20 protein-coding genes and 1 riboswitch are annotated in these 20,666 nt (G+C 60.5%); of the genes, 6 read left to right on the top strand and 14 right to left on the bottom strand.

Features of this window, described 5'->3' with window-relative positions; genetic code table 11:
- Window positions 1-20: 20 nt before the first annotated feature.
- From cobD to ACI2KB_RS23845, 11 genes are all read right to left on the bottom strand, one after another.
- Window positions 21-1,025, bottom strand: coding sequence for a threonine-phosphate decarboxylase CobD (gene cobD, locus ACI2KB_RS23895; protein ID WP_404638615.1), 1,005 nt, complete (start codon window positions 1,023-1,025; stop codon window positions 21-23).
- Complete coding sequence (cbiB, locus tag ACI2KB_RS23890) at window positions 1,018-1,926, bottom strand: adenosylcobinamide-phosphate synthase CbiB (RefSeq protein ID WP_404638613.1); 909 nt, start codon at window positions 1,924-1,926, stop codon at window positions 1,018-1,020. The genes cobD and cbiB overlap by 8 nt, the downstream gene beginning before the upstream one ends.
- Entirely contained in the window at window positions 1,923-2,573 is a 651-nt protein-coding gene (gene bluB, locus ACI2KB_RS23885; RefSeq protein ID WP_404638611.1) for a 5,6-dimethylbenzimidazole synthase, read from the bottom strand. The genes cbiB and bluB overlap by 4 nt, the downstream gene beginning before the upstream one ends.
- A 97-nt stretch (window positions 2,574-2,670) precedes the next feature.
- Window positions 2,671-3,969, bottom strand: coding sequence for a cobyrinate a,c-diamide synthase (locus ACI2KB_RS23880; protein WP_404638609.1), 1,299 nt, complete (start codon window positions 3,967-3,969; stop codon window positions 2,671-2,673).
- A gap of 9 nt (window positions 3,970-3,978) precedes the next feature.
- Window positions 3,979-4,590, bottom strand: a complete 612-nt coding sequence (gene cobO, locus ACI2KB_RS23875) for a cob(I)yrinic acid a,c-diamide adenosyltransferase (protein WP_404638607.1) — start codon at window positions 4,588-4,590, stop codon at window positions 3,979-3,981.
- 105 nt (window positions 4,591-4,695) lie between these two features.
- Window positions 4,696-4,890, bottom strand: a riboswitch (cobalamin riboswitch).
- Between the two features lie 92 nt (window positions 4,891-4,982).
- Window positions 4,983-5,522, bottom strand: a complete 540-nt coding sequence (locus ACI2KB_RS23870; RefSeq protein ID WP_404638605.1) for a C40 family peptidase — start codon at window positions 5,520-5,522, stop codon at window positions 4,983-4,985.
- A gap of 95 nt (window positions 5,523-5,617) precedes the next feature.
- Window positions 5,618-6,307, bottom strand: a complete 690-nt coding sequence (locus ACI2KB_RS23865; protein WP_404638603.1) for a C40 family peptidase — start codon at window positions 6,305-6,307, stop codon at window positions 5,618-5,620.
- 66 nt (window positions 6,308-6,373) lie between these two features.
- Window positions 6,374-7,153, bottom strand: coding sequence for an NAD-dependent deacylase (locus tag ACI2KB_RS23860; RefSeq protein ID WP_404638697.1), 780 nt, complete (start codon window positions 7,151-7,153; stop codon window positions 6,374-6,376).
- Between the two features lie 2 nt (window positions 7,154-7,155).
- Complete coding sequence (hda, locus tag ACI2KB_RS23855; RefSeq protein WP_108237280.1) at window positions 7,156-7,860, bottom strand: DnaA regulatory inactivator Hda; 705 nt, start codon at window positions 7,858-7,860, stop codon at window positions 7,156-7,158.
- A gap of 303 nt (window positions 7,861-8,163) precedes the next feature.
- A complete protein-coding gene (locus ACI2KB_RS23850; protein WP_404638601.1) occupies window positions 8,164-9,237 on the bottom strand; it encodes an AI-2E family transporter in 1,074 nt (357 codons plus the stop codon).
- Window positions 9,238-9,281: 44 nt separating this feature from the next.
- On the bottom strand, window positions 9,282-10,343 hold the full coding sequence (locus ACI2KB_RS23845) for a DUF2066 domain-containing protein (RefSeq protein WP_404638599.1): 1,062 nt from the start codon (window positions 10,341-10,343) through the stop codon (window positions 9,282-9,284).
- Between the two features lie 315 nt (window positions 10,344-10,658).
- Here ACI2KB_RS23845 and purM point away from each other — a divergent pair, with 315 nt between their 5' ends.
- The 6 genes from purM (at window position 10,659) to ACI2KB_RS23815 (ending at window position 16,659) form a co-directional block, all read left to right on the top strand.
- Window positions 10,659-11,717, top strand: coding sequence for a phosphoribosylformylglycinamidine cyclo-ligase (purM, locus tag ACI2KB_RS23840; protein WP_404638597.1), 1,059 nt, complete (start codon window positions 10,659-10,661; stop codon window positions 11,715-11,717).
- A gap of 23 nt (window positions 11,718-11,740) precedes the next feature.
- The gene (gene purN, locus ACI2KB_RS23835) at window positions 11,741-12,394 is read left to right on the top strand and encodes a phosphoribosylglycinamide formyltransferase (protein WP_404638695.1); all 654 of its coding nucleotides are present in this window, start codon (window positions 11,741-11,743) and stop codon (window positions 12,392-12,394) included.
- Window positions 12,395-12,426: 32 nt separating this feature from the next.
- Window positions 12,427-13,143 carry a DUF3108 domain-containing protein gene (locus tag ACI2KB_RS23830; RefSeq protein ID WP_404638595.1) on the top strand — a complete coding sequence of 239 codons (717 nt, stop codon included), beginning with the start codon at window positions 12,427-12,429 and terminating at the stop codon, window positions 13,141-13,143.
- A 141-nt stretch (window positions 13,144-13,284) separates the two neighbouring features.
- Window positions 13,285-15,096: a di-heme-cytochrome C peroxidase gene (locus ACI2KB_RS23825; RefSeq protein ID WP_404638593.1), complete on the top strand. Its 1,812-nt coding sequence runs from the start codon at window positions 13,285-13,287 to the stop codon at window positions 15,094-15,096.
- A complete protein-coding gene (locus tag ACI2KB_RS23820; protein ID WP_404638591.1) occupies window positions 15,093-16,253 on the top strand; it encodes a catalase family protein in 1,161 nt (386 codons plus the stop codon). The genes ACI2KB_RS23825 and ACI2KB_RS23820 overlap by 4 nt, the downstream gene beginning before the upstream one ends.
- Window positions 16,254-16,467: 214 nt before the next feature.
- Window positions 16,468-16,659 (top strand): hypothetical protein, encoded by a 192-nt coding sequence (locus ACI2KB_RS23815; protein WP_404638589.1) that lies wholly within the window; start codon window positions 16,468-16,470, stop codon window positions 16,657-16,659.
- Window positions 16,660-16,859: 200 nt separating this feature from the next.
- Here ACI2KB_RS23815 and ACI2KB_RS23810 read toward each other — a convergent pair whose 3' ends face one another.
- The 3 genes from ACI2KB_RS23810 to relA all read right to left on the bottom strand — a co-directional run bounded on the left by ACI2KB_RS23810 (window position 16,860) and on the right by relA (window position 20,649).
- Window positions 16,860-17,402, bottom strand: a complete 543-nt coding sequence (locus ACI2KB_RS23810; RefSeq protein WP_404638587.1) for a DUF2058 domain-containing protein — start codon at window positions 17,400-17,402, stop codon at window positions 16,860-16,862.
- A 39-nt stretch (window positions 17,403-17,441) separates the two neighbouring features.
- The gene (gene mazG / locus ACI2KB_RS23805) at window positions 17,442-18,275 is read right to left on the bottom strand and encodes a nucleoside triphosphate pyrophosphohydrolase (RefSeq protein ID WP_404638585.1); all 834 of its coding nucleotides are present in this window, start codon (window positions 18,273-18,275) and stop codon (window positions 17,442-17,444) included.
- 130 nt (window positions 18,276-18,405) lie between these two features.
- Complete coding sequence (gene relA / locus ACI2KB_RS23800) at window positions 18,406-20,649, bottom strand: GTP diphosphokinase (protein WP_404638583.1); 2,244 nt, start codon at window positions 20,647-20,649, stop codon at window positions 18,406-18,408.
- Window positions 20,650-20,666: the final 17 nt, after the last annotated feature.

Below are 20,666 nucleotides of genomic sequence, written 5' to 3'. Positions count from 1 at the left end.
ATTGCCCAGCTCTGGCGGGTTCATGCACGCTCCTCGGAAAAGGCTTTTAACGCTTGTTCCAGACGCAGCCAGTCGGCGTTATCACGGGGCAGACCAAAGCGCAGGCTGCTGTTATGCGATCCTTCGTTCAAGAAGATGCGCAGGAGGATTCCCCGTTGTGCGCAGAATTCGTACAGCTCGGCGGCCAGCGGCGTGATCAGCCACTGAAACAGCGCGCAGCCCCCTTGCGGGGCAAAACCGAAACGACTCAAGAGGTCCACCAGCCGCCGCGACGCTTTTTCCGTACGCTCGCGCTGCAATCGATGGCCTTCGACATCCTCAAGACAGACTTGGCCGAGGATCCGCGTAGGACCACTCACTGACCAAGGGCCAATCTGTCTGGCGAGCACTTTGAGAAAACGCGACTCGGCCAGTACGAAACCCAAACGAACCCCCGCAAGACCGAAGAACTTGCCAAACGAGCGCAAGACGATCAGGCCGGGGCGTTGGGTTTCGGCGGCCAGACTCAACGGCGGCGTGTTGTCCATGAACGCTTCGTCCACAACCAGCCAGCCGCCACGCTGTGCCAGCCGTGCGTGCCATTCCAGCAGGCGCGCCGGGGTCAGGCTCAGCCCCGTGGGGTTGTTCGGATTGACCACCACCAATACGTCGAGGACGTCGATGAAGCGGTCGATTTCATGCTCCAGCACCTCACGCACCAGAAAGCCGTTGCTGCGCCATGCCTCGGCGTGCTCGGCATAACACGGCGACAGCACGCCCACCTTGCCTGTTTGCCGCAGACGCGGCAGCGCTTGAATAGCGGCCTGAGAACCGGCCACTGGCAGCACGTCCGGGGCGCCGTAATAAACCCGGGCGGCGTTCTCCAGCCCATCGTCGGTTTCCGGCAAACGCGCCCAAGCCGCTTCGGGGATCGGCGGGATCGGCCAGGACCAAGGCGAAATGCCGCTGGACAGGTCGAGCCAGTCCGCCTGTTCGATGCCGTACTTCGCCACCGCCCCGCGCAAGCGCCCGCCGTGCTCAAGCATAGATTTCAGTCCCCAGACAGAGAATCAGCAACCACAGCCAGACCCCGCGCTGCACCAGTTGCCAACCCCGATCGATGGAATTCGCGTCGGCGGGAGCGCCGTCGCCCAGTTGCGGCCGCTGATGCAGCTCGCCGTGATAAATCGCTGCGCCGCCCAGTTCAACACCCAGCGCCCCCGCTCCAGAGGCCATGACAGGCCCGGCATTCGGGCTGTCCCATTTCGGCGCCTGTGTCCGCCAACAGCGAAGCGCGAGCCGGGTCTTGCCCAGCAGCGCGTAGGTCAGTGCCACTAGACGCGCAGGAATGTAGTTGAGCAAGTCGTCGATTTTCGCTGCGGCCCAGCCGAAGCGCTCGAAACGTTCATTGCGGTAGCCCCACATGGCGTCCAGCGTATTGCTCAAGCGATAGAGCACCACGCCCGGCGCGCCGAGCACGGCGAACCAGAAGATCGCGGCAAACACCGCATCGCTGCCGTTTTCCAGCACCGACTCGGTGGCCGCGCGGGCGACTTCAGTGGCGTCCAGCGCCGAGGTCTGACGGCTGACGAGATACCCCACGCGACGGCGCGCTTCTTCGATGTTATCCCCGCGCAACGCCTGCGCCACCGGTTCGACGTGCTCGCCCAGACTGCGCAAACCCAGGGCGCAATACAGGGCGAGCACCTCCACCAGCCAGCCAACATACGGCAACCAACTGAGGAAAGTGGCCAACAACGTCAGAGGAATAACCGCGATGAACCAAGCGGTGACGCCATGGCTGCGCCAACCGCGACCGCCCGAGTTGAAGCGCTGTTCGATGCGCTCGGCACACCGGCCAAACGCGACCAGCGGGTGGTTTTGTTTTGGCTCACCCAGCAGCGCATCCAGCGCAACCCCGGCGACGCTCAATAACGCCACGCTCATGACTTCACTCCCCATGTGTTATCAAAGACCAACTCTTGCAGCGGACGCGCCTGCGCCCAGCCTTCCAATACCAGCATCGGCGCTGGGTAGAATTCCTTGACCGGTCCCAGGCACAGGATCGCCAAGGGTTTTGAACCGCTTGGCATCTTCAGCAAATCGGCCAGCGCCTGAGGATCGAACAGCGACACCCAGCCCATGCCCAGCCCTTCGGCGCGGGCGGCGAGCCACAGGTTCTGGATCGCGCAGGACAGCGAGGCCATGTCCATTTCCGGCAAGGTGCGACGGCCAAAAATGTGTTTTTCGCGATCGTCCATCAACGCCGCGACCAGCACCTCAGCACAGTCATTGATGCCTTCGACCTTCAGCTTCATGAAATCATCGGAGCGCTCGCCCAGCGCTTCGGCGGTGCGGATGCGCTCTTCTTCGACCTGCGCCTGAATCTGCTCGCGCACCGAGCGATCGCTGATGCGAATGAACCGCCAAGGCTGCATCAGGCCGACACTCGGCGCGTGGTGGGCCGCTTCCAGCAAGCGTGCAAGAAGCTCCGGGGCAACCGAACCACCGCTGAAGTGCCGCATGTCCCGGCGTTCGGCAATGGCCCGGTAAACGGCGGCGCGCTCCTCGTCGCTGAAGGCGTGGTCAGTCATAGCGCACCTGCGGAGTCACTTCTTGCGCTCCCACAAGGGAATGTGTTCCAACAACGGAAGTGAGCCATGATTCCAGGAGCGGCGGGTGAAAGGCTATTCATGGCAAAAACAGCGCCGCCATCGCCTGTGGGTTTGACGGGAAGTAGAAATGCACGTACGAAGCAGTCATTCGCCCGTCGCGATACACCGCTTCGGCGCCACGCCCGCCATTGGGGCTGATGCCACGGGCGATCGGGGTCAGGCCGGTGCTGGTCAGCGAATGATGATAGGTGTGCCCGCGCAACGTGCCTTCCGGCAACGCCACTGACTGCAACGCCAATGCAGCGAGGCGCTTTTGCATGACGGCCTCACCGTCGAGCAAACCCACCAGTTCGGCGCGCCGACCGTCTACATCCGTCAAGGCGTTCAACAGATAGAGCATGCCGCCGCACTCGGCCAGCAGCGGCTTGCCCGCCGCGTGGTGAGTACGAATGGCCTGGACCATCGAATGGTTCTGCCCCAAAGCCAGATGATGCAACTCGGGGTAGCCACCGGGCAGGTAGAGGCTATCGGCTTGCGGCAACGCGCTATCGCGGATCGGGGAGAAAAACAGCAATTCAGCGCCCATTGCACGCAGCAGATCGAGGCTGGCGCCGTAGGTGAACGCAAAGGCCTCGTCGCGGGCGACGGCAATGCGCACGCCCGCCAACAAAGGTTCGGCTGCCACGATGTCGGGCGCTTCGAACGTCACAGCGGGAGGCAGCGCAGAATCGCAGGTACTGGCCAACGCTTCAGCGGCAGCATCGAGACGCGCGTCCAGATCGTTCAACTCACTGGCTTGTACCAGTCCCAGATGACGGCTCGGCAATTCGATGCCGGTCTCCCGCGAGAGCGCCCCGTACCAGCGCAACCCTTCGGTCAGGCTGCCTTCGAGTAATTGCGCATGACGCACCGTGCCCACTCGGTTGGCCAGCACGCCTGCGAACGGCAAATCCGGCTGATAACGTGCAAGACCCAGCGCCAGAGCGCCGAAGGTTTGCGCCATGGCCGTGCCATCAATCACCCCCAGCACCGGCACACCGAAACGCCGGGCCAGATCGGCACTGGATGGCGTGCCATCGAACAGGCCCATCACACCTTCGATCAAAATCAGATCGGCTTCAGCCGCCGCTTCCCACAGCAAACGACGACTTTCCGCCTCGCCGACCATCCACATGTCCAGTTGGTACACCGGGTTGCCACTGGCGCGTTCGAGAATCATCGGGTCGAGAAAATCCGGCCCGCATTTGAACACGCGCACGTTACGCCCCTGATTGCGATGCAAACGTGCGAGGGCGGCGGTGACAGTGGTCTTGCCCTGACCCGACGCAGGTGCGGCGATCAGGACGGCGGGGCATTGGCGAGCGGCTTCATTCATAGGTGCAGCTCACAGCTCGATGCCCTTCTGCGCCTTGATACCGGCCTGAAACGCGTGCTTGACCACACCGATCTCGGAGACGGTGTCGGACAGGTCGATCAATTCCTGTTTGGCGCCACGCCCGGTAATGACCACATGCTGCATCGGTGGACGGCCTTGCAAGTCGCTGAGCACCTGGTCCAGATCAAGGTAGCCGTGCTTGAGGGCGATGTTCAGTTCGTCGAGGATCACCAGGCCAATCGAAGAATCACGCAGCAGTTCCTGAGTCACCGCCCAGGCGGCCTGCGCGGCGGCGATGTCGCGCTGGCGGTCCTGAGTTTCCCAGGTAAAGCCTTCGCCCATGACGTGGTAACGCACTTGCTCGGGGAAACGGCGGAAGAACAGCTCTTCGCCCGTGGCGTTGCGGCCTTTGATGAATTGCACCACGCCGCACTGCATGCCATGGCCCATGGCCCGCGCCAGCATGCCAAATGCCGAGCTGCTTTTGCCTTTACCGTTACCGGTCAGTACGAGTACCAGGCCGCACTCATTGGGGGCGCTGGCAATGCGTTCGTCCATCACCGCCTTTTTGCGCTGCATGCGCGCCAGGTGGCGTTCGTCACGTTCGAGGGATTCGCTCATCTCAGCTCTCCGCTTGAGGGCAGGTGTGGCAAACGGAGGGCGCAGACAAGGACTGACAGCAGGCATCGAAACACGTCGAGCCTGCGCAGAGCATCGCCCTCCGTGATGCTGTTGGATGGATCAGGCCGGTCTCCGGACTCATGAAAAGCCGCGCGCCTTCCCATGTTCATCGAACACAGTGGCATCGTGCGGGCCTTGGCTCATTTACCGTTGCGGAGGCAGTGCCGGGATGGATCGCAACGCGTTCGCACCGGCTTCCCTGTTTCACCCTTTGCGGGCACCTGAAACAATCGGCGAAGGTTAGAGGGTTGACTGGCGAGCGTCAATCTAAGAGACGTGGGTCATTGGCTGCTGGCCGGGAAACAGCAAACAGACAAAACGCTCTTAAGAAGTCAGTTACTGCGCGCCAGATTGGAAGGCTGAATCACTCGCTTGGCGTTCAACCAGGCTTTCTGCCAATACGGTTTATCGAGGCTGTCCAACTTGACCGTGCCACCGGTGGCAGGCGCATGAACGAAACGTCCTTCGCCGACGTAGATCCCGGCATGGCTGACATTCGAACCGCCACCCGTGGCGAAGAACACCAGATCACCAGTCTGCAACTGGCTGCGGTCGATGTCCGGACCGCGCAAGGTGATCATTTCGCGGGTCGAGCGCGGCAGCGTGATGCCTGCAGCATCGCGGTAAACGTAGCCAATCAGGCCACTGCAATCGAATCCGGAATCCGGCGTGTTGCCACCCCACCGATAAGGCGTACCCACCAGCCCGATGGCACGCAACAGCACGTCATCGGCGACAGGCGAAGAAAATTGAGGGGGAGCGGAAATGACAGGCCTGGAAACGACCTTGGGCGGGGATGGCGGAGGATTGCTGGAACAAGCGGCCAGCAATGCAGCCAGTGAAGCAACAGCCAGGCGAACCGTGTACGACATAAACACAACAACCTTTTTAGGATGCGGCTTACTCTGCCGGGAGCCGGGGCTGGGTGCAATCGGGGTTTCCCCGGTTGCACCCCCGGTAAAAACGGTTACTTACGATGTTGGCGCTTGAGTGTAGTCGAGGTCATAGCAGTCGTCGTTTCCGGGACCTTGGAAGGTGCCATGGCCAACGCGCGCTTGGCTTCGATGAAGGTACGGGCCCAGTAAGCGTCATCGAGACTGTCGACGCGCACGCCACCACTGCGACGGCTGCTGGAATGGATGAACTGGTCATCACCCAAATAGATGCCGGCGTGACTCACACGACCACGGCCCGCCGTGCTGAAGAACAGCAGATCGCCCGGCTTGAGATCATTACGCTTGACCAGCGGGGCATCGATATTGATCATCTCGCGAGAAGAACGCGGCAGGCTCATGCCCGCTTCTTCACGGAACAGGTAGCCGATGAAGCCACTGCAATCGAAACCGGACGTGGTGGAGGTGCCGCCGAAACGATAGCGAGTGCCGATCAACGACTTGCCACGTTCCAGAATGCTGTCAGCCAGCACTGGCAACTGGTAAGGCTTGTTGTCAGCGAACTGGGAAAGTTCGTCTTCGGTGGCGATTTCGTCGTCCAGAACGGAAGTCGAATAACCGGCACGGTTAGCGGATTGTGCAGTGGCAGAGTCCTTGAACTGTGGATTCTGCGCCTGTTGTTGCGACGCTGGCATCTGGGCCGCACAGCCGAACAGCAGGGTAACGAGTGCGAGAGGCACGAGGGGTGCGAAGCGATTTAGCATGGGCACGACCGTGGCTAATGTGTAAAGAAGCCGAGACTATGCCCTCTATCGTCATCATTTGCAAATTCAATCGACACAAATGTGACTTACCAGTGACTCCATGACATCTAAGGCTCGGCATTTCATAAATGCGTCCATATGCCTGGAGTGATCGGTCGGCGACGGATTGATCTCGGCAGTAAAGCCTCCCGTGACCCGCGTGCGCAGCATCGGCTCGTGAATATACGGGAAGCTGGCGGTGGTTCCAATGCTGAGCACAGCATCAAAGCCTTTCGCCATCTCTTCACACAGCATATTCAATGCCAGCTCAGGCAACATTTCCTCGAACAAGACGACCGGCGGTCTCAGTACGCCATGGCACTGCGCGCACAACGGTGGAAGCGGCCGTAGCAGGTGAGCGCTCAGATGTGGGTCTTGCGCGCTGCAAGACTGACAGTAGAGCGGCGCCATCTGCCCATGAATCTCGATGAGACGCTCCGGCGGACTGCCCGCCGCACGATGATAGCCGTCGACATTTTGCGTCAGCACCCAACATTCCGGCTTGTATCGCTGCAACTGCGCGATCGCATAATGCGCCGCATTGGGCTGCCCGCCGAGGCAAGCGCTGCCTAATTGGGCAATGTACTTCCAGCACAGAGCAGGATCGCGACGCAACATCGGACCGGACAATGCCATCTCGATGGGCAACCCATCGTCAGTCTGGCCGTTATACAGGCCGCCCACGCCGCGATAGGTCGGCAAGCCCGAATCCGCCGAAAGCCCGGCGCCGGTAATGATCAGAATGCGTTGAGCGCGGCGCAAGGCTGCGGCCGTCTGCAGGATCACTGCCGGATCGACCGCTGCCAGGCTCACCAGCCAAGCGTCTCTTTAAGGAAGGGGATCGTCAGCTTGCGCTGGGCCTGCAATGAGGCCTGATCAAGCTGTTCGAGCAGATCGAACAATGCGCTCATGCTGCGCTTGCCACGGGTCAGGATGAAATGCCCGACCTCGTCCGTCAGGTGCAAACCCCGACGGGAAGCACGCAATTGCAAGGCGCGCAGTTTTTCTTCATCGGACAACAGGCGCATCTGGAACACCAGCGCCATGGTCAGTCGGGATTTGAGATCCGCCAGCTTGACCGGCAGCTCACGGGGCGAGCAGGACGCGGCAATCAACAGGCGACGCCCGCTGTCACGCAGGCGATTGAACAGGTGGAACAGTGCCTCTTCCCACTCAGGCTTGCCCGCCACGACCTGTAAATCATCGAGGCAGACCAGTTCGTATTGCTCAAGGTGGTCGAACAGCTCGACACCCTCTTCAAGCAGCTCGGCCATGGGCAGGTAAACGGCGGGTTCGCCCAATTGCTTGAAGCGCAGGCAGGCAGCCTGCAGAAGATGCGTGCGCCCTACCCCATTCTTGCCCCAGAGGTAGATGAGGCTTTCCGTCCACCCGGCGTCGGCTTCGCACAGGCGCTCGACATAGCCAAGTGCCGCAGCATTGGCGCCGGGGTAGTAATTGATGAAGGTGGCGTCGTCACGCAGACGCACACTCAGGGGCAGCTGAACGGGTTTCATGCTGGCTGAACGGTTCAATGATGAACCGCCAAGGGGCCTCTGTGTAAAGTGTGCAAAGTTTATACCCGCCAAGCGAGCCGCACAATCCGCCAGACAGCCTGCAAAATCAAAGGGTTGCGTCTAGCCGGGAGCCAGACCTTGGAATATGGAGCATGGCAAGACACGACAACGCTGGACGAACGCAACCCCGTGGGAGCGAATTCATTCGCGATTGGCCGGTACAAACGATAGAGATTCTTCGTCTGCAAGTCCGAATCGCGAATGAATTCGCTCCCACAGGTCACTCATCAACCAGACTACGGATCACAAGTCCGGATCTTCCGCCCCGCCGTAGATATCCGAATCCTTGTACAGATCGTGCACATGGCGCACCAGGACCATGATCACCGCTGCCACCGGCAACGCCAAAAGGATGCCGGTGAAGCCGAACAGCTCACCGCCCGCCAGAATGGCGAAGATCACCGCCACCGGGTGCAGACCGATGCGATCGCCCACCAGCAACGGCGTCAGCACCATGCCTTCCAGCGCCTGACCGACCATGAACACCGCAACGATGCCGAGCATCGGGTACAGATCACCGCCAAACTGGAAGAAGCCCGCCAGAATCGCCGAACCAATACCGATCACAAAGCCCATATAAGGCACGATGGCCGCCAGCCCCGCGATCACGCCGATCAACAGCCCCAGCTCCAGACCGACCAGCATCAGGCCCGCTGCGTAAATCACGCCCAGCGCGACCATCACCAGCAACTGCCCGCGAATGAACGCGCCGAGCACTTCGTGACACTCATCGGCCAGCGCAACAATCTTCTTCTCGCGATGACGCGGCAACAGGCTGCGGACCTTGGCCATCATCACGTCCCAATCCCGCAGCAGGTAGAAGCAGACCACCGGGATCAGCACCAGATTGGTCAGCCAGCCGATCAACGCCAGCGTCGATGTGGTGGCCTGGGCCAGCACGATCCCGACGATATCGCCGGTCTGGCCCATATGCTCGGAAATGGCCGCCTTGACCTTGTCGAACTTCCAGAAGCCGTCAGCCAACCCCAACTTCGCCTGAACCCACGGCAATGCGGTGTGCTGCAACCAGTCGAGCATCTGCGGCGCCAGCTCATACAACCGGTAAAGCTGCTTGGCCAGCATCGGCACCAGCACCAGCAACAGGCCCATGAAGATCAGGGTGAACAGCAAAAACACGGTCACAACCGCCCACGTGCGGGACATTTTGAGCTTTTCCAGCCGATCGGCCAGCGGATCGCCCATGTACGCCAGCAACAACGCCACCAGAAATGGCGTGAGAATGGCGTGCAGCAACCAGACAAACAGGCACAGCAGGAGAACCCCACCTGCCCAGAACCAACGACGCGTATCAGTCATTACTGCCCCTTAAATCCATTCATGCGATATCCCTCTGAGCGTTATCACCAGCGAAAGTGCAGTGTCTGCGCAGCGGCTGGAGCGGGAGCAGGGACCGGCGCAGTTCCGGCAACCGGCACTTGCCCGGCATCGACCGGCGCACTGGCGACTTCACCCGCAGGCACTTCCTGCAACTTGGCCAGCGACAATTGCGAACGCAGTTGATCCGGGCTGCCGCTGACATCGAACACGACTTTGTCGGCATCCGCCGATTTCAGACGACCGCCAAACGGCTCCAGCAAACGCTCCAGTTGCGCATAACGTTCCAGCGTCATGCCCTGTACTTCCAGCGCCATGCTCGACGACGCCCCCGGCTTGACCACAAAGCGTGGAGCCAGATGCTGACTCACGGCCAGCAACACCGCGTCGGCCAGGTCGGCGGAACTGGCGCCGGACGCACTGCCCTGCTCCATTTTGTCGCCCAGCCACAGGTGCCATTTGCCCTGCCACTGCTCGCCATTCTGTTGGGCGTGGACAGCCAGAATCGCATCGGAGCCATAGCGCTCGGAGGCCTGCTTCAATGGCGTGACATCACTGCCATCCAGCGTCTTGGCGGTGCCGATGCCCTGCTCGCCCAAGTCAGCCAACGGCAGACGCAACGGCAAGCCACGGTGCTGAGCGGCGCGACGCAGAGGCTCAGCCGTCGCCTGCCCATCGCCCACCAGATTGGCGCCATCGGTAGCGTCGTTCAGCCACCAGGCCATGATCACCGGGCGGTTGGAACCCCAGAGCGACAGCCCCGCCTGACGCAAGGCGCGTTCGGTGCTGGCCGGGTCGAAATCCACTTGCAGAGATTCGGGCGGACCGGCGTCGTAGCCGAATTGACTGATGATCTGTTGCGGATCCTTGCGCACGTCGGCCAGGCCCGGCCCTTGGGCGGCCTTTGGATCGCCGGTCAGGCGCATGACCAGCGTTTCCAGCGCCGCCTGAGTGGCGCGGGTTTTCTCGTCAGGGGTCTGACCGCTCACCGGCTCACGCACCTGATACAGATTGTTCACCGTCTCGGCCAGCGCCGGGAGGCTCATGAGGGACAGACAACCCACCAACAGGCAGTTTTTCAGGCGCATAAAAATTCCCAGAAAACGAAAAACGCAGCTTATAAATAGCTGCATGAAAAAATGACTGGCTCGACTCAGACCGCAGCGCTGCCCGAATCGCTCACACTGAAGAGGAACTTACACCTTTTACAGTGACCGACGAACGGCTGAAGCCTGAACAGACGCGTTATTTTTTCTTCATCATGGCCCTGCCCGTCGGCCCAAGGATGGCCGCTTGAGCCCAACCCTGATAAAATCGCGCGCCTTCGCAGACCGGCGATGACACAGCCACGAGCCGTCCGCTTCCCGGTCGTTACTCCGAATTCCCCCCTATAGGCCTGGATAATGAGCAAGCAACCCTCCCTGAGCTACAAAGACGCCGGTGTAGACATCGACGCCGGTGAAGCATTGGTCGAACGCATCAAGGGCGTTGCCAAGCGCACCAAGCGCCCGGAAGTGATGGGCGGCCTGGGCGGGTTCGGCGCACTGTGCGAAATTCCGGCAGGCTACAAACAACCGGTTCTGGTTTCCGGCACCGACGGCGTGGGCACCAAGCTGCGCCTGGCACTGAACCTGAACAAGCACGACAGCATCGGCATCGACCTGGTGGCCATGTGCGTGAACGACCTGGTTGTCTGTGGCGCCGAGCCGCTGTTCTTCCTGGACTACTACGCCACCGGCAAACTGAACGTCGACACCGCCGCTCAGGTCGTGACCGGCATCGGCGCAGGCTGCGAACTGGCGGGCTGCTCGCTGGTCGGCGGCGAAACCGCTGAAATGCCTGGCATGTACGAAGGCGAAGACTACGACCTGGCCGGTTTCTGCGTCGGCGTCGTTGAAAAGGCCGAGATCATCGACGGCTCGAAAGTCGCGACCGGTGACGCCCTGATCGCCCTGCCATCGTCCGGTCCACACTCCAACGGTTACTCGCTGATCCGCAAGATCATCGAAGTGGCCGGTGCCGACATCGAAAACATCCAGCTGGACGGCAAGCCTCTGACCGACCTGCTGATGGCGCCGACCCGCATCTACGTCAAGCCGCTGCTCAAGCTGATCAAGGAAACCGGCGCGGTGAAGGCCATGGCCCACATCACCGGCGGCGGTCTGCTGGACAACATCCCGCGCGTACTGCCGGAAGGCGCTCAGGCCGTGATCGACGTGGCGAGCTGGACCCGCCCGGCCGTATTCGACTGGCTGCAAGAGAAAGGCAACGTTGACGAGCACGAAATGCACCGCGTCCTGAACTGCGGCGTCGGCATGGTCATCTGCGTCGCTCAGGAGCACGTCGAGGCTTCTCTGAAGGTGCTGCGTGATGCCGGCGAGCAACCTTGGGTCATCGGTCAGATCGGCGTTGCTGCCGAAGGCGCTGCACAGGTCGAGCTGAAAAACGTCAAGGCGCACTGATGCCGGATGCGTTGAAGCCTGACATGCCCCAATCCTGCGATGTAGTGGTGCTGCTGTCCGGCACTGGCGGTAACCTGCAAGCGATGATCGACAGCTTTCAGGACGGTTCGAGCCCGGCTCGCATTCGCGCGGTGATTTCCAACCGCGCCGATGCCTACGGGCTGGAACGGGCGAAGAACGCGGGCATCGAGACCCGCGTTCTCGATCACACGGCCTATGAAGGTCGCGAAGCCTTCGATGCCGCGTTGATCGAACTGATCGACTCCTTTTCGCCGAAGCTGGTGGTCCTTGCCGGTTTCATGCGCATCCTCACCTCCGGCTTCGTGCGTCATTACCACGCACGCCTGCTGAACATACATCCGTCATTGCTTCCGCGTTATAAAGGCTTGCACACCCATCAACGGGTGCTGGAAGCCGGCGATGCCGAGCACGGCTGTAGCGTGCATTTCGTCACGGAGGAACTCGATGGGGGGCCTCTGGTCGTACAAGCTGTTATTTCGGTACAGTTGCACGACACGCCTGCCACGCTGGCGCAAAGGGTTCACACCCAGGAGCACCTGATATACCCGCTGGCGATTCGCTGGTTCGCCGAAGGCCGTCTGACCCTCGACGAACAAGGTGCCTCGCTGAACAGCCAGCCACTGGGGCCAAGCGGCCATGTGATTCGAGCCGTTTGAACCGGCTCTTCTATTCAAAGACAGGAGATACCATGCGTCGCGCTTTGCTCTTCGCTTTCGCACTGCTCGCACTCCCTGCGGTCAACGCGGCAGACCTTCAACCGTTCTCCGCAAGCTACACCGCCGACTTCAAACAACTGCCTGTCGGTGGCGGCAGCGCCACCCGCAGCCTGGAAAAGAACGCCAACGGCACCTGGACCCTGAGCTTCAAGGCATCGATGATGATCGCCAGCCTGACCGAAGTCAGCACCCTCAAGGCCGACAAGAGCACGCTGACGCCACAGACCTACCACTTCGAACGCGGCGGTCTGGGCAAGAGCAAAACCGTTGATCTGGTGTTCGACTGGTCCACCAAGTTCATCACTGGCACTGATCGCAACGATGCGATCAAGATCCCGCTGAACACCGGCATCCTCGATAAATCCACTTACCAACTGGCCCTGCAAAACGACGTGGCCGCTGGCAAGAAGACCATGAGCTATCAGGTGGTCGATGGCGACGAGGTCGACACCTATGACTTCCGCGTGCTGGGCACCGAAAAGGTCGACACCAAAGTCGGCTCGGTCGATGCCATCAAGGTCGAACGCGTCCGTGATCCGACACAGAACAAGCGCATCACCGTAATGTGGTTCGCCAAGGATTACGACTACCTGCTGGTTCGACTGCAGCAGGTTGAAACCGACGGCAAGGAATACAACATCATGTTGCAGGACGGCACGGTGAACGGTAAGTCGGTCAAAGGTAGCTGATTTACGGCTGGCCAATAACAAAACCCCGTTTCCACGGGGTTTTGTTTTTACCAATGAACTCGCTCCCACAGGGGGCCGGTGCTTGCCGCTCGGGGAGAAATGATGTCATAAGGACAGCCGTACTCGACAAGGATGGCTATCTTGCGCATTTTCTACCGTGTGTTACTCCTGATCCTGGCGATAGCTGCAACGCTCATCGCCGTCATCATCTACTACACCATCAACCCCAAACTCCCCGAATACTCGCCTGTCGAGCGGGTGAATTATCAGGATCAGTGGAGCGACAGCGACCGCCAGATCTATTACTTCACCCCGCAGGGCACACAAGTCAAAGGGCTTCGCTACAACTGGTTCACCGCCCTGGAGATGCCATTTTCCGAAACGCGGTTCGCAACCCCGGAACACCTTGCGCGCTTCGGTTTTCTGATCGACCCCAACCAACTGCCGACTGCGACGAACCCCGGCAACCTGCCCGTGGGCTTCGCGCGCCATCAGAATGCGGAACACACCGCCGAATACCTGGACATCACCTGCGCCGCCTGCCACACCGGCGAACTGCATTTCAAAGGGCAGGCCCTGCGTATCGACGGAGGGACCGCGCAGCACGTGCTGCCCTCCAGCGTACCCACCGTGCGGGGTGGCAGTTTTGGACAGGCGCTGGTAGCCAGTCTCGCAGCCACCTATTACAACCCCTGGAAATTCGAGCGCTTCGCGCGTCGCGTGCTGGGCGATCGCTACGATGCGTCACACGATCAGTTGCGCAGCGAGTTCAAACAGTCGCTGGACACCTTCGTCAGAACTGCATGGAACGATACTCATCGTGGTCTTTACCCCACCGAAGAAGGGCCGGGCCGGACCGACGCGTTTGGTCGCATCGCCAACGCAACGTTCGGTGACGCCATCACCCCCGATAACTACCGCGTCGCCAACGCCCCGGTGGACTATCCGCAACTGTGGGACATCTGGACCTTTGACTGGGTGCAATGGAACGGCTCGGCCAAACAGCCCATGGCGCGCAACGTCGGAGAATCCCTCGGCGTGGGCGCCACATTGACGTTCTTCAATGGCGCAGGCCAACCCCTCAAAGGCGAGGATCGCTACCCATCCAGCGTGCGAGTGCGCGATCTGGACGTGATCGAGCAAGCCCTGCGGCGCCTGAAACCTCCCGTTTGGCCAGAACAACTGTTCGGCCCGATCAACAAACCACTGGCGGCCAAGGGACGCGCCCTGTTCGCTGAAAACTGCGCGGGCTGCCACGTTCCGCCCCATAGCGTCGTCGACGGTCGTACCGTGCAATACCTGAACATGATCCCTGTGTCGGAGATCGGCACCGATCCCAATACCGCCACCAACATCGCCGACAATCGCTATGACGTCAGCAGCCTGCAATGGACCCAGGCGGAACTGGACCGACTGACCAACGTCAAGCTGTATCCCCCACCAACCGCCCCGCTGGACACCCACAGCGTCTCAGTGGCCAAGGCGCTGGCGTACATCACCGCCTACGTCGAAGACAACGCGTACCGGGCGGCGAACGTGCCAGTCGCCGAGCGGCCTGCCATGGACGGTTTTGGCCTGCCCATCGCCGTACAGGAGCTGCGCGCCTACAAGGCCCGGCCTCTGGACGGGGTCTGGGCCACGCCGCCGTTTCTGCACAACGGTTCGGTGCCGACGCTCTATCAGCTGCTTTCACCTCAGGACGAACGCAGTACCACGTTCTACAAAGGCACGTTCAACTACGACCCTCTGCACGTGGGCTATGAAACCACCGCCTTCAAAAATGCCTTTCTGTTCGACACCCGCGTGTCCGGCAACCACAACAGCGGGCACGAATTCCGCGACGGCCAACGGGGCAACGGCGTGATTGGACGAGGCCTGTTGCCCGATGAGCGCTGGGCCTTGGTGGAATACCTGAAAGTGCTGGGCGGGCCGCTGGAGCAACAATTGCCATGATCACTCGAAACAACAACCTGTCTCCACTCGCTCGACTCTGGCTGCGCATTGGCGCCTGGCTCGGCAAAACCCTGCTGTGGCTGATCGCACTGGGCCTGCTGGGCTGGCTGGCCGCCACCGCCTGGTTTGCCTGGCACTACAGCGGTCCCGTTTCCCCGGACGAACAGATTCCGCCGGGGGAAGCCGCCATGACCCAAGGCATCATCCAGACCGCAGTGCGTATCGTCGATCAGCACCGCGAAAGCACTCGCTACCTGCGCGACGCCCACGCCAAGGCCCATGGCTGCGTGAAAGCCGAGGTCAGCGTGCTGTCCGATCTCGATCCCGCGCTGCGCCAAGGCGTGTTCGCCCAACCCGGCAAGGTCTGGCAGGCGCTGATCAGGCTGTCCAACGGCAACGCCTATCCGCAATTCGACAGCATCCGTGATGCGCGGGGCATGGCGCTCAAGCTGTTCGACGTGCCGGGCAAACAGTTGCTGGCGGACCAACAAAGCCGGACCGAGCAGGATTTCGTGATGTTCAGCCATCCGAATTTCTTCGTCAGCGACGTGGCAGAGTACGCACAGAACATTGGCGCTCAGGCCAATGGGCAGAAAGTCCTCGCGTTCTTCCCCGGTCTTGATCCACGCAGTTGGCAGATACGCCATCTGTTCATCGCCCTGGCCACCCTGTCACCCGCTCCGCTCAGTCCGACGCAGGCCACGTACTACTCGGTCTCGCCCTACAAGTTCGGCACCGCCAATGCCAAATTCCGCGTTCTGCCGGACCCACAAAGCTGCCCGCAATACGAGCTGCCGAAACAGAACCACGACCTGCCGAATTTCCTGCGCAGCGCACTGAATCAACAATTGTCCACCGACCGGGCGCCTGCCTGTTTCGTGTTGCAAATCCAGCGGCAAAACCCGCAGAAATACATGCCGATCGAAGACACCAGCATCGAATGGAAGGAAAGCGACGCACCGTTCGAAACCGTGGCCAGGGTCAGAGTCCCGGCTCAGGATTTCGACACACCGACGCAGAATCTGGCGTGTGATAACCAGTCGTTCAACCCTTGGTTCGGCGTGGCCGAGCATCGCCCCATTGGCGGAATCAACCGCCTGCGCAAAGCGGTGTATGAGGCCGTCAGCGCTTACCGCCACGACCGTAATGGGCAGTAAACCGCCCTTGGCGCGAAGATGAAACTTTCTTCACGCCCGGGAACAAGGTGCGACAACACGTCGCACCCCTTATAAAACAGGCATTTAGAGACTGTTACCAAATCGGAAAAAAACCCTTGCAGAAATCGATGATTTACTTAGCAAGCTACGCAAATTTATAAAGAAACCACTGCGACGTCCTGCCGCAGATATCAAAGAGTCAGGAGTTTTCAAGATGACGGTAACTGTTACTGAACGCGACGAGTCCCATCAGTCCCACGAAAGCATTGCCGCTGGCATTCAAATGTGGGATGTCCGCCAACAAGACCAGTTAGTGGGCGTATTTCATCAAGAGGCGGACGCCAAGCGTTACGCAGCAGAGCTCGCGGAACTGGAAGCCAAGAAGGCAGCGGGCAACCCGCAATAACGGAATTGCAGCAAAACAAAACCCGCCAAGGCGGGTTTTGTATTTTCACTGGGTCACTCTCTGCGGCAGCCTTCCCTGGGCCCCTGTGGGAGCGAATTTATTCGCGATGGCGTCAGCATCCGCGACATCAACGTCGACTGACACCCTGCTTTCGCGAATGAATTCGCTCCCACAGAGCAAACCGCTTACAGGTGTCCGAGTTACCACATCAGATCATCAGGGATCTTGTAAGCGGCGTACGGATCGTCGGCATCCGGCTCTTCGGTCGGCTCACTGAGCATCACGATACGACGCGGATCGCGCTCTTGAACTTTCAGTGCGGCCTCACGGGGAATGACCTCGTAACCGCCGCCGTGGTGCACGATCGCCAGCGAACCGTTGCTCAGCTTGCTGCGCATCAGGGCGTTGACCGACAGGCGCTTGACCTTCTTGTCGTCGACGAAGTTGTAGTAGTCCTCGGTGGTCAGCTTCGGCAGGCGGGTCGCTTCGATCAATTGCTTGACCTGTGCTGCACGGGCTTTTTGCTCGGCCTTTTCCTGCTGCTGGCGGTTCAGCTCCTGATCGCGTTTGGCCTTTTCAGCCATCGCTTCCTGAGCGGCGCGCTGGCTCGTGTCGTCAGCCACCGCCTGACCTTTGTGAACGAGGCGCTGTTCTTTCTGCTTGCTCTTGGCGACCTGTTTGGCCTGTTTCTCGTTGACCAGACCTGCCTTGAGCAACTGGTCACGAAGGGAAATACCCGCCATTGATCTTCTCTCTCTGACTTTTCTTGCTAAATCGTCCACTCAACCGCAGTGAGACGAGTGCTTTTCCTGACGCTTGGCTTCGCCCCAGAGCGTATCCATCTCTTCGAGGCTGCAATCTTCGATGGGACGACCCGCTTCGCGCAAGGCTGTTTCGATAAAACGGAAGCGCCGTTCGAACTTACCGTTGGCGGCGCGCAAGGCTGTTTCCGGATCGACCTTCAGGTGTCGGGCCAGATTGACCATCACGAACAGCAAGTCACCGATCTCTTCCCTGATGCCGTCGCCGTCGTTATCGGCCATGGCTTCGAGGACCTCATCGAGTTCTTCGCGCACTTTGTCGATCACCGGCAGCGCTTCGGGCCAGTCAAAGCCCACTTGCGCTGCGCGTTTCTGCAACTTGGCGGCACGCGACAGGGCAGGCAACACGGTGAGTACGTCATCGAGTAACGACAGTTGCTCCGGCACGTACGCCTTTTCGGCGCGCTCTTCGGCCTTGATCTCTTCCCAGCGATGCTTGACCTGCTCTTCGCTCAGGCGCGGCGTTTCCAGTGGGGCATACAGATCGCCGGTGGGGAAAACGTGAGGATGACGACGAATCAGCTTGCGGGTGATGCCATCGACCACACCCTCGAACTCGAAACGCCCTTCTTCCCTGGCCAACTGACAGTAATACACCACTTGAAACAGCAGATCGCCCAGCTCACCACGCAGGTCATCGAAGTCGCCGCGCTCGATGGCGTCGGCGACCTCGTAAGCCTCTTCGAGGGTGTGCGGGACGATGGTCGCGTAATTCTGCTTCACGTCCCACGGGCAGCCGTATCGCGGATCGCGCAGGCGAGCCATGAGGTTGATGAGGTCTTGAAGTGTGTACATGGCATTCCAATTCAGATTTGCGGCAATTGCGCTGAAGCCATCGCGAGCAAGCTCACTCCTACAGAGAGAACGCGGTCATCTGTAGGAGTGAGCTTGCTCGCGAAAGCGTCAGCGCAGACACCACACGACATCAAGGCGTACGGTTACGCCGCGTCTCGATGATGTTCGGCAATTGCGAAATGCGCCCCAACAAGCGCCCCAGCGCGTCCAGCCCCGGGATCTCGATGGTCAGCGACATCAGCGCGGTGTTGTCTTCCTTGTTCGAGCGGGTATTGACCGCCAGCACGTTGATGCGCTCGTTGAGCAGCACCTGAGACACGTCACGCAACAGCCCCGAGCGGTCGTAGGCGCGGATGATGATGTCCACCGGATAGGTGAGCACCGGCACCGGCCCCCAACTGACCTGAATGATCCGCTCCGGTTCGCGTCCGGCCAGTTGCAGCACCGAAGCACAGTCCTGACGGTGAATGCTCACGCCGCGCCCCTGGGTGATGTAACCAACGATGGCATCACCCGGCAGCGGCTGGCAGCAGCCCGCCATCTGCGTCATCAAGTTGCCCACACCCTGAATCTGAATGTCGCCACGCTTGCCCGGCTTGTAGCCCGTAGCCTTGCGCGGAATCAGTTCCAATTGCTCGTTGCCACGCTCCGGCTCGACCAGTTGCTGCGCCAGGTTGACGAGTTGCGCCAGACGCAAATCGCCCGCGCCCAAGGACGCGAACATGTCTTCGGCGGTCTTCATGTTGGCCTTTTCCGCCAACCGCTCGAAATCCACTTGCGGCAATGCCAGACGCAACAGTTCGCGCTCCAGCAACACCTTGCCCGCCGCGACGTTCTGGTCGCGCGCCTGCAACTTGAACCAGTGAACGATCTTCGCCCGCGCTCGCGAGGTGGTGATGTAACCCAGGTTCGAGTTCAGCCAGTCGCGGCTCGGCACGCCGTGCTTGCTGGTGATGATCTCGACCTGCTCACCGGTCTGCAGGCTGTAGTTGAGCGGTACGATGCGGCCGTTGATCTTCGCGCCCCGGCAGTTGTGACCGATTTCGGTGTGCACACGGTAGGCGAAGTCCAGTGGCGTCGCGCCTTTGGGCAAGTCGATGGCGTGGCCGTCTGGCGTGAAGACGTAGACCCGGTCAGGCTCGATGTCGACACGCAGTTGTTCGGCCAGGCCGCCAATGTCACCCAGCTCTTCGTGCCATTCCAGCACCTGACGCAGCCAGGAGATTTTCTCTTCGTAATGGTTGGAACTGGATTTGACGTCCGTCCCTTTATATCGCCAGTGGGCGCAGACGCCGAGTTCGGCCTCTTCGTGCATGGCGTGGGTGCGGATCTGCACCTCCAGCACTTTGCCCTCAGGACCGATCACCGCCGTGTGCAACGAGCGATAGCCGTTTTCCTTGGGGTTGGCGATGTAGTCGTCAAACTCTTTGGGAATATGGCGCCACAGGGTGTGGACGATCCCCAGCGCGGTGTAGCAATCGCGCATTTCCGGGACCAGCACGCGCACCGCACGCACGTCGTAGATCTGGCTGAACTCCAGACCCTTGCGCTGCATTTTGCGCCAGATCGAGTAGATGTGCTTGGCCCGGCCACTGATGTCGGCCTTGACGCCGGTGGCGAGCAACTCGTTTTCCAGTTGCGACATGACGTCGGTGATGAAGCGCTCGCGATCAAGACGGCGCTCATGCAGCAACTTGGCGATCTGCTTGTACTGCTCCGGCTCCAGGTAGCGGAAGGACAGGTCCTCCAGCTCCCATTTGATGTGCCCGATACCAAGACGATGGGCCAATGGCGCATAGATGTCGAAGACTTCCCGGGCGACACGGTTGCGCTTCTCGTCACTGGCATTTTTTACGGCGCGAATGGCGCACGTACGTTCGGCCAGCTTGATCAGGGCGACGCGCACGTCATCGACCATCGCCACCAGCATCTTGCGCAGGTTCTCGACCTGGGCCTGACTGCCCAGCACCAATGACTGGCGCGGGCTGAGACTGGCACTGATCGCCGCCATGCGCAGCACGCCGTCGATCAGCTTGGTCACCGTCGGGCCGAAGCGCTGACTGACATCAGGCAGCGAAATCTTGTTTTCGCGCACGCCGCGGTAAATCACGGCGGCGATCAGCGAGTCCTGATCGAGTTTGAGGTCGGCCAGGATTTCAGCGATTTCCAGGCCCGTCTGAAAGCTCGACGTGCCTTCCGCCCAGAGGTTCTTGGCGGCGTTGTCCTGTTGCTCGGCCAACCGGGCAAATTCACAGGCCTCTTTGAGCGCCTGTCGGTCCACTGCGAGGTCGACGCTGACCACATGATCGAGCCATGCGTCGAGGTTGATACTGCCGTCGGTGTTTATCGGCTGGTGTGCTCTCACCTGTACCATGTTGCTTACCTTCCCTA

Source organism: Pseudomonas sp. NPDC088444 (assembly GCF_044900175.1).
Classification (GTDB): Bacteria; Pseudomonadota; Gammaproteobacteria; order Pseudomonadales; family Pseudomonadaceae; genus Aquipseudomonas.
This window is presented reverse-complemented; position numbering and strand designations above follow the sequence as displayed.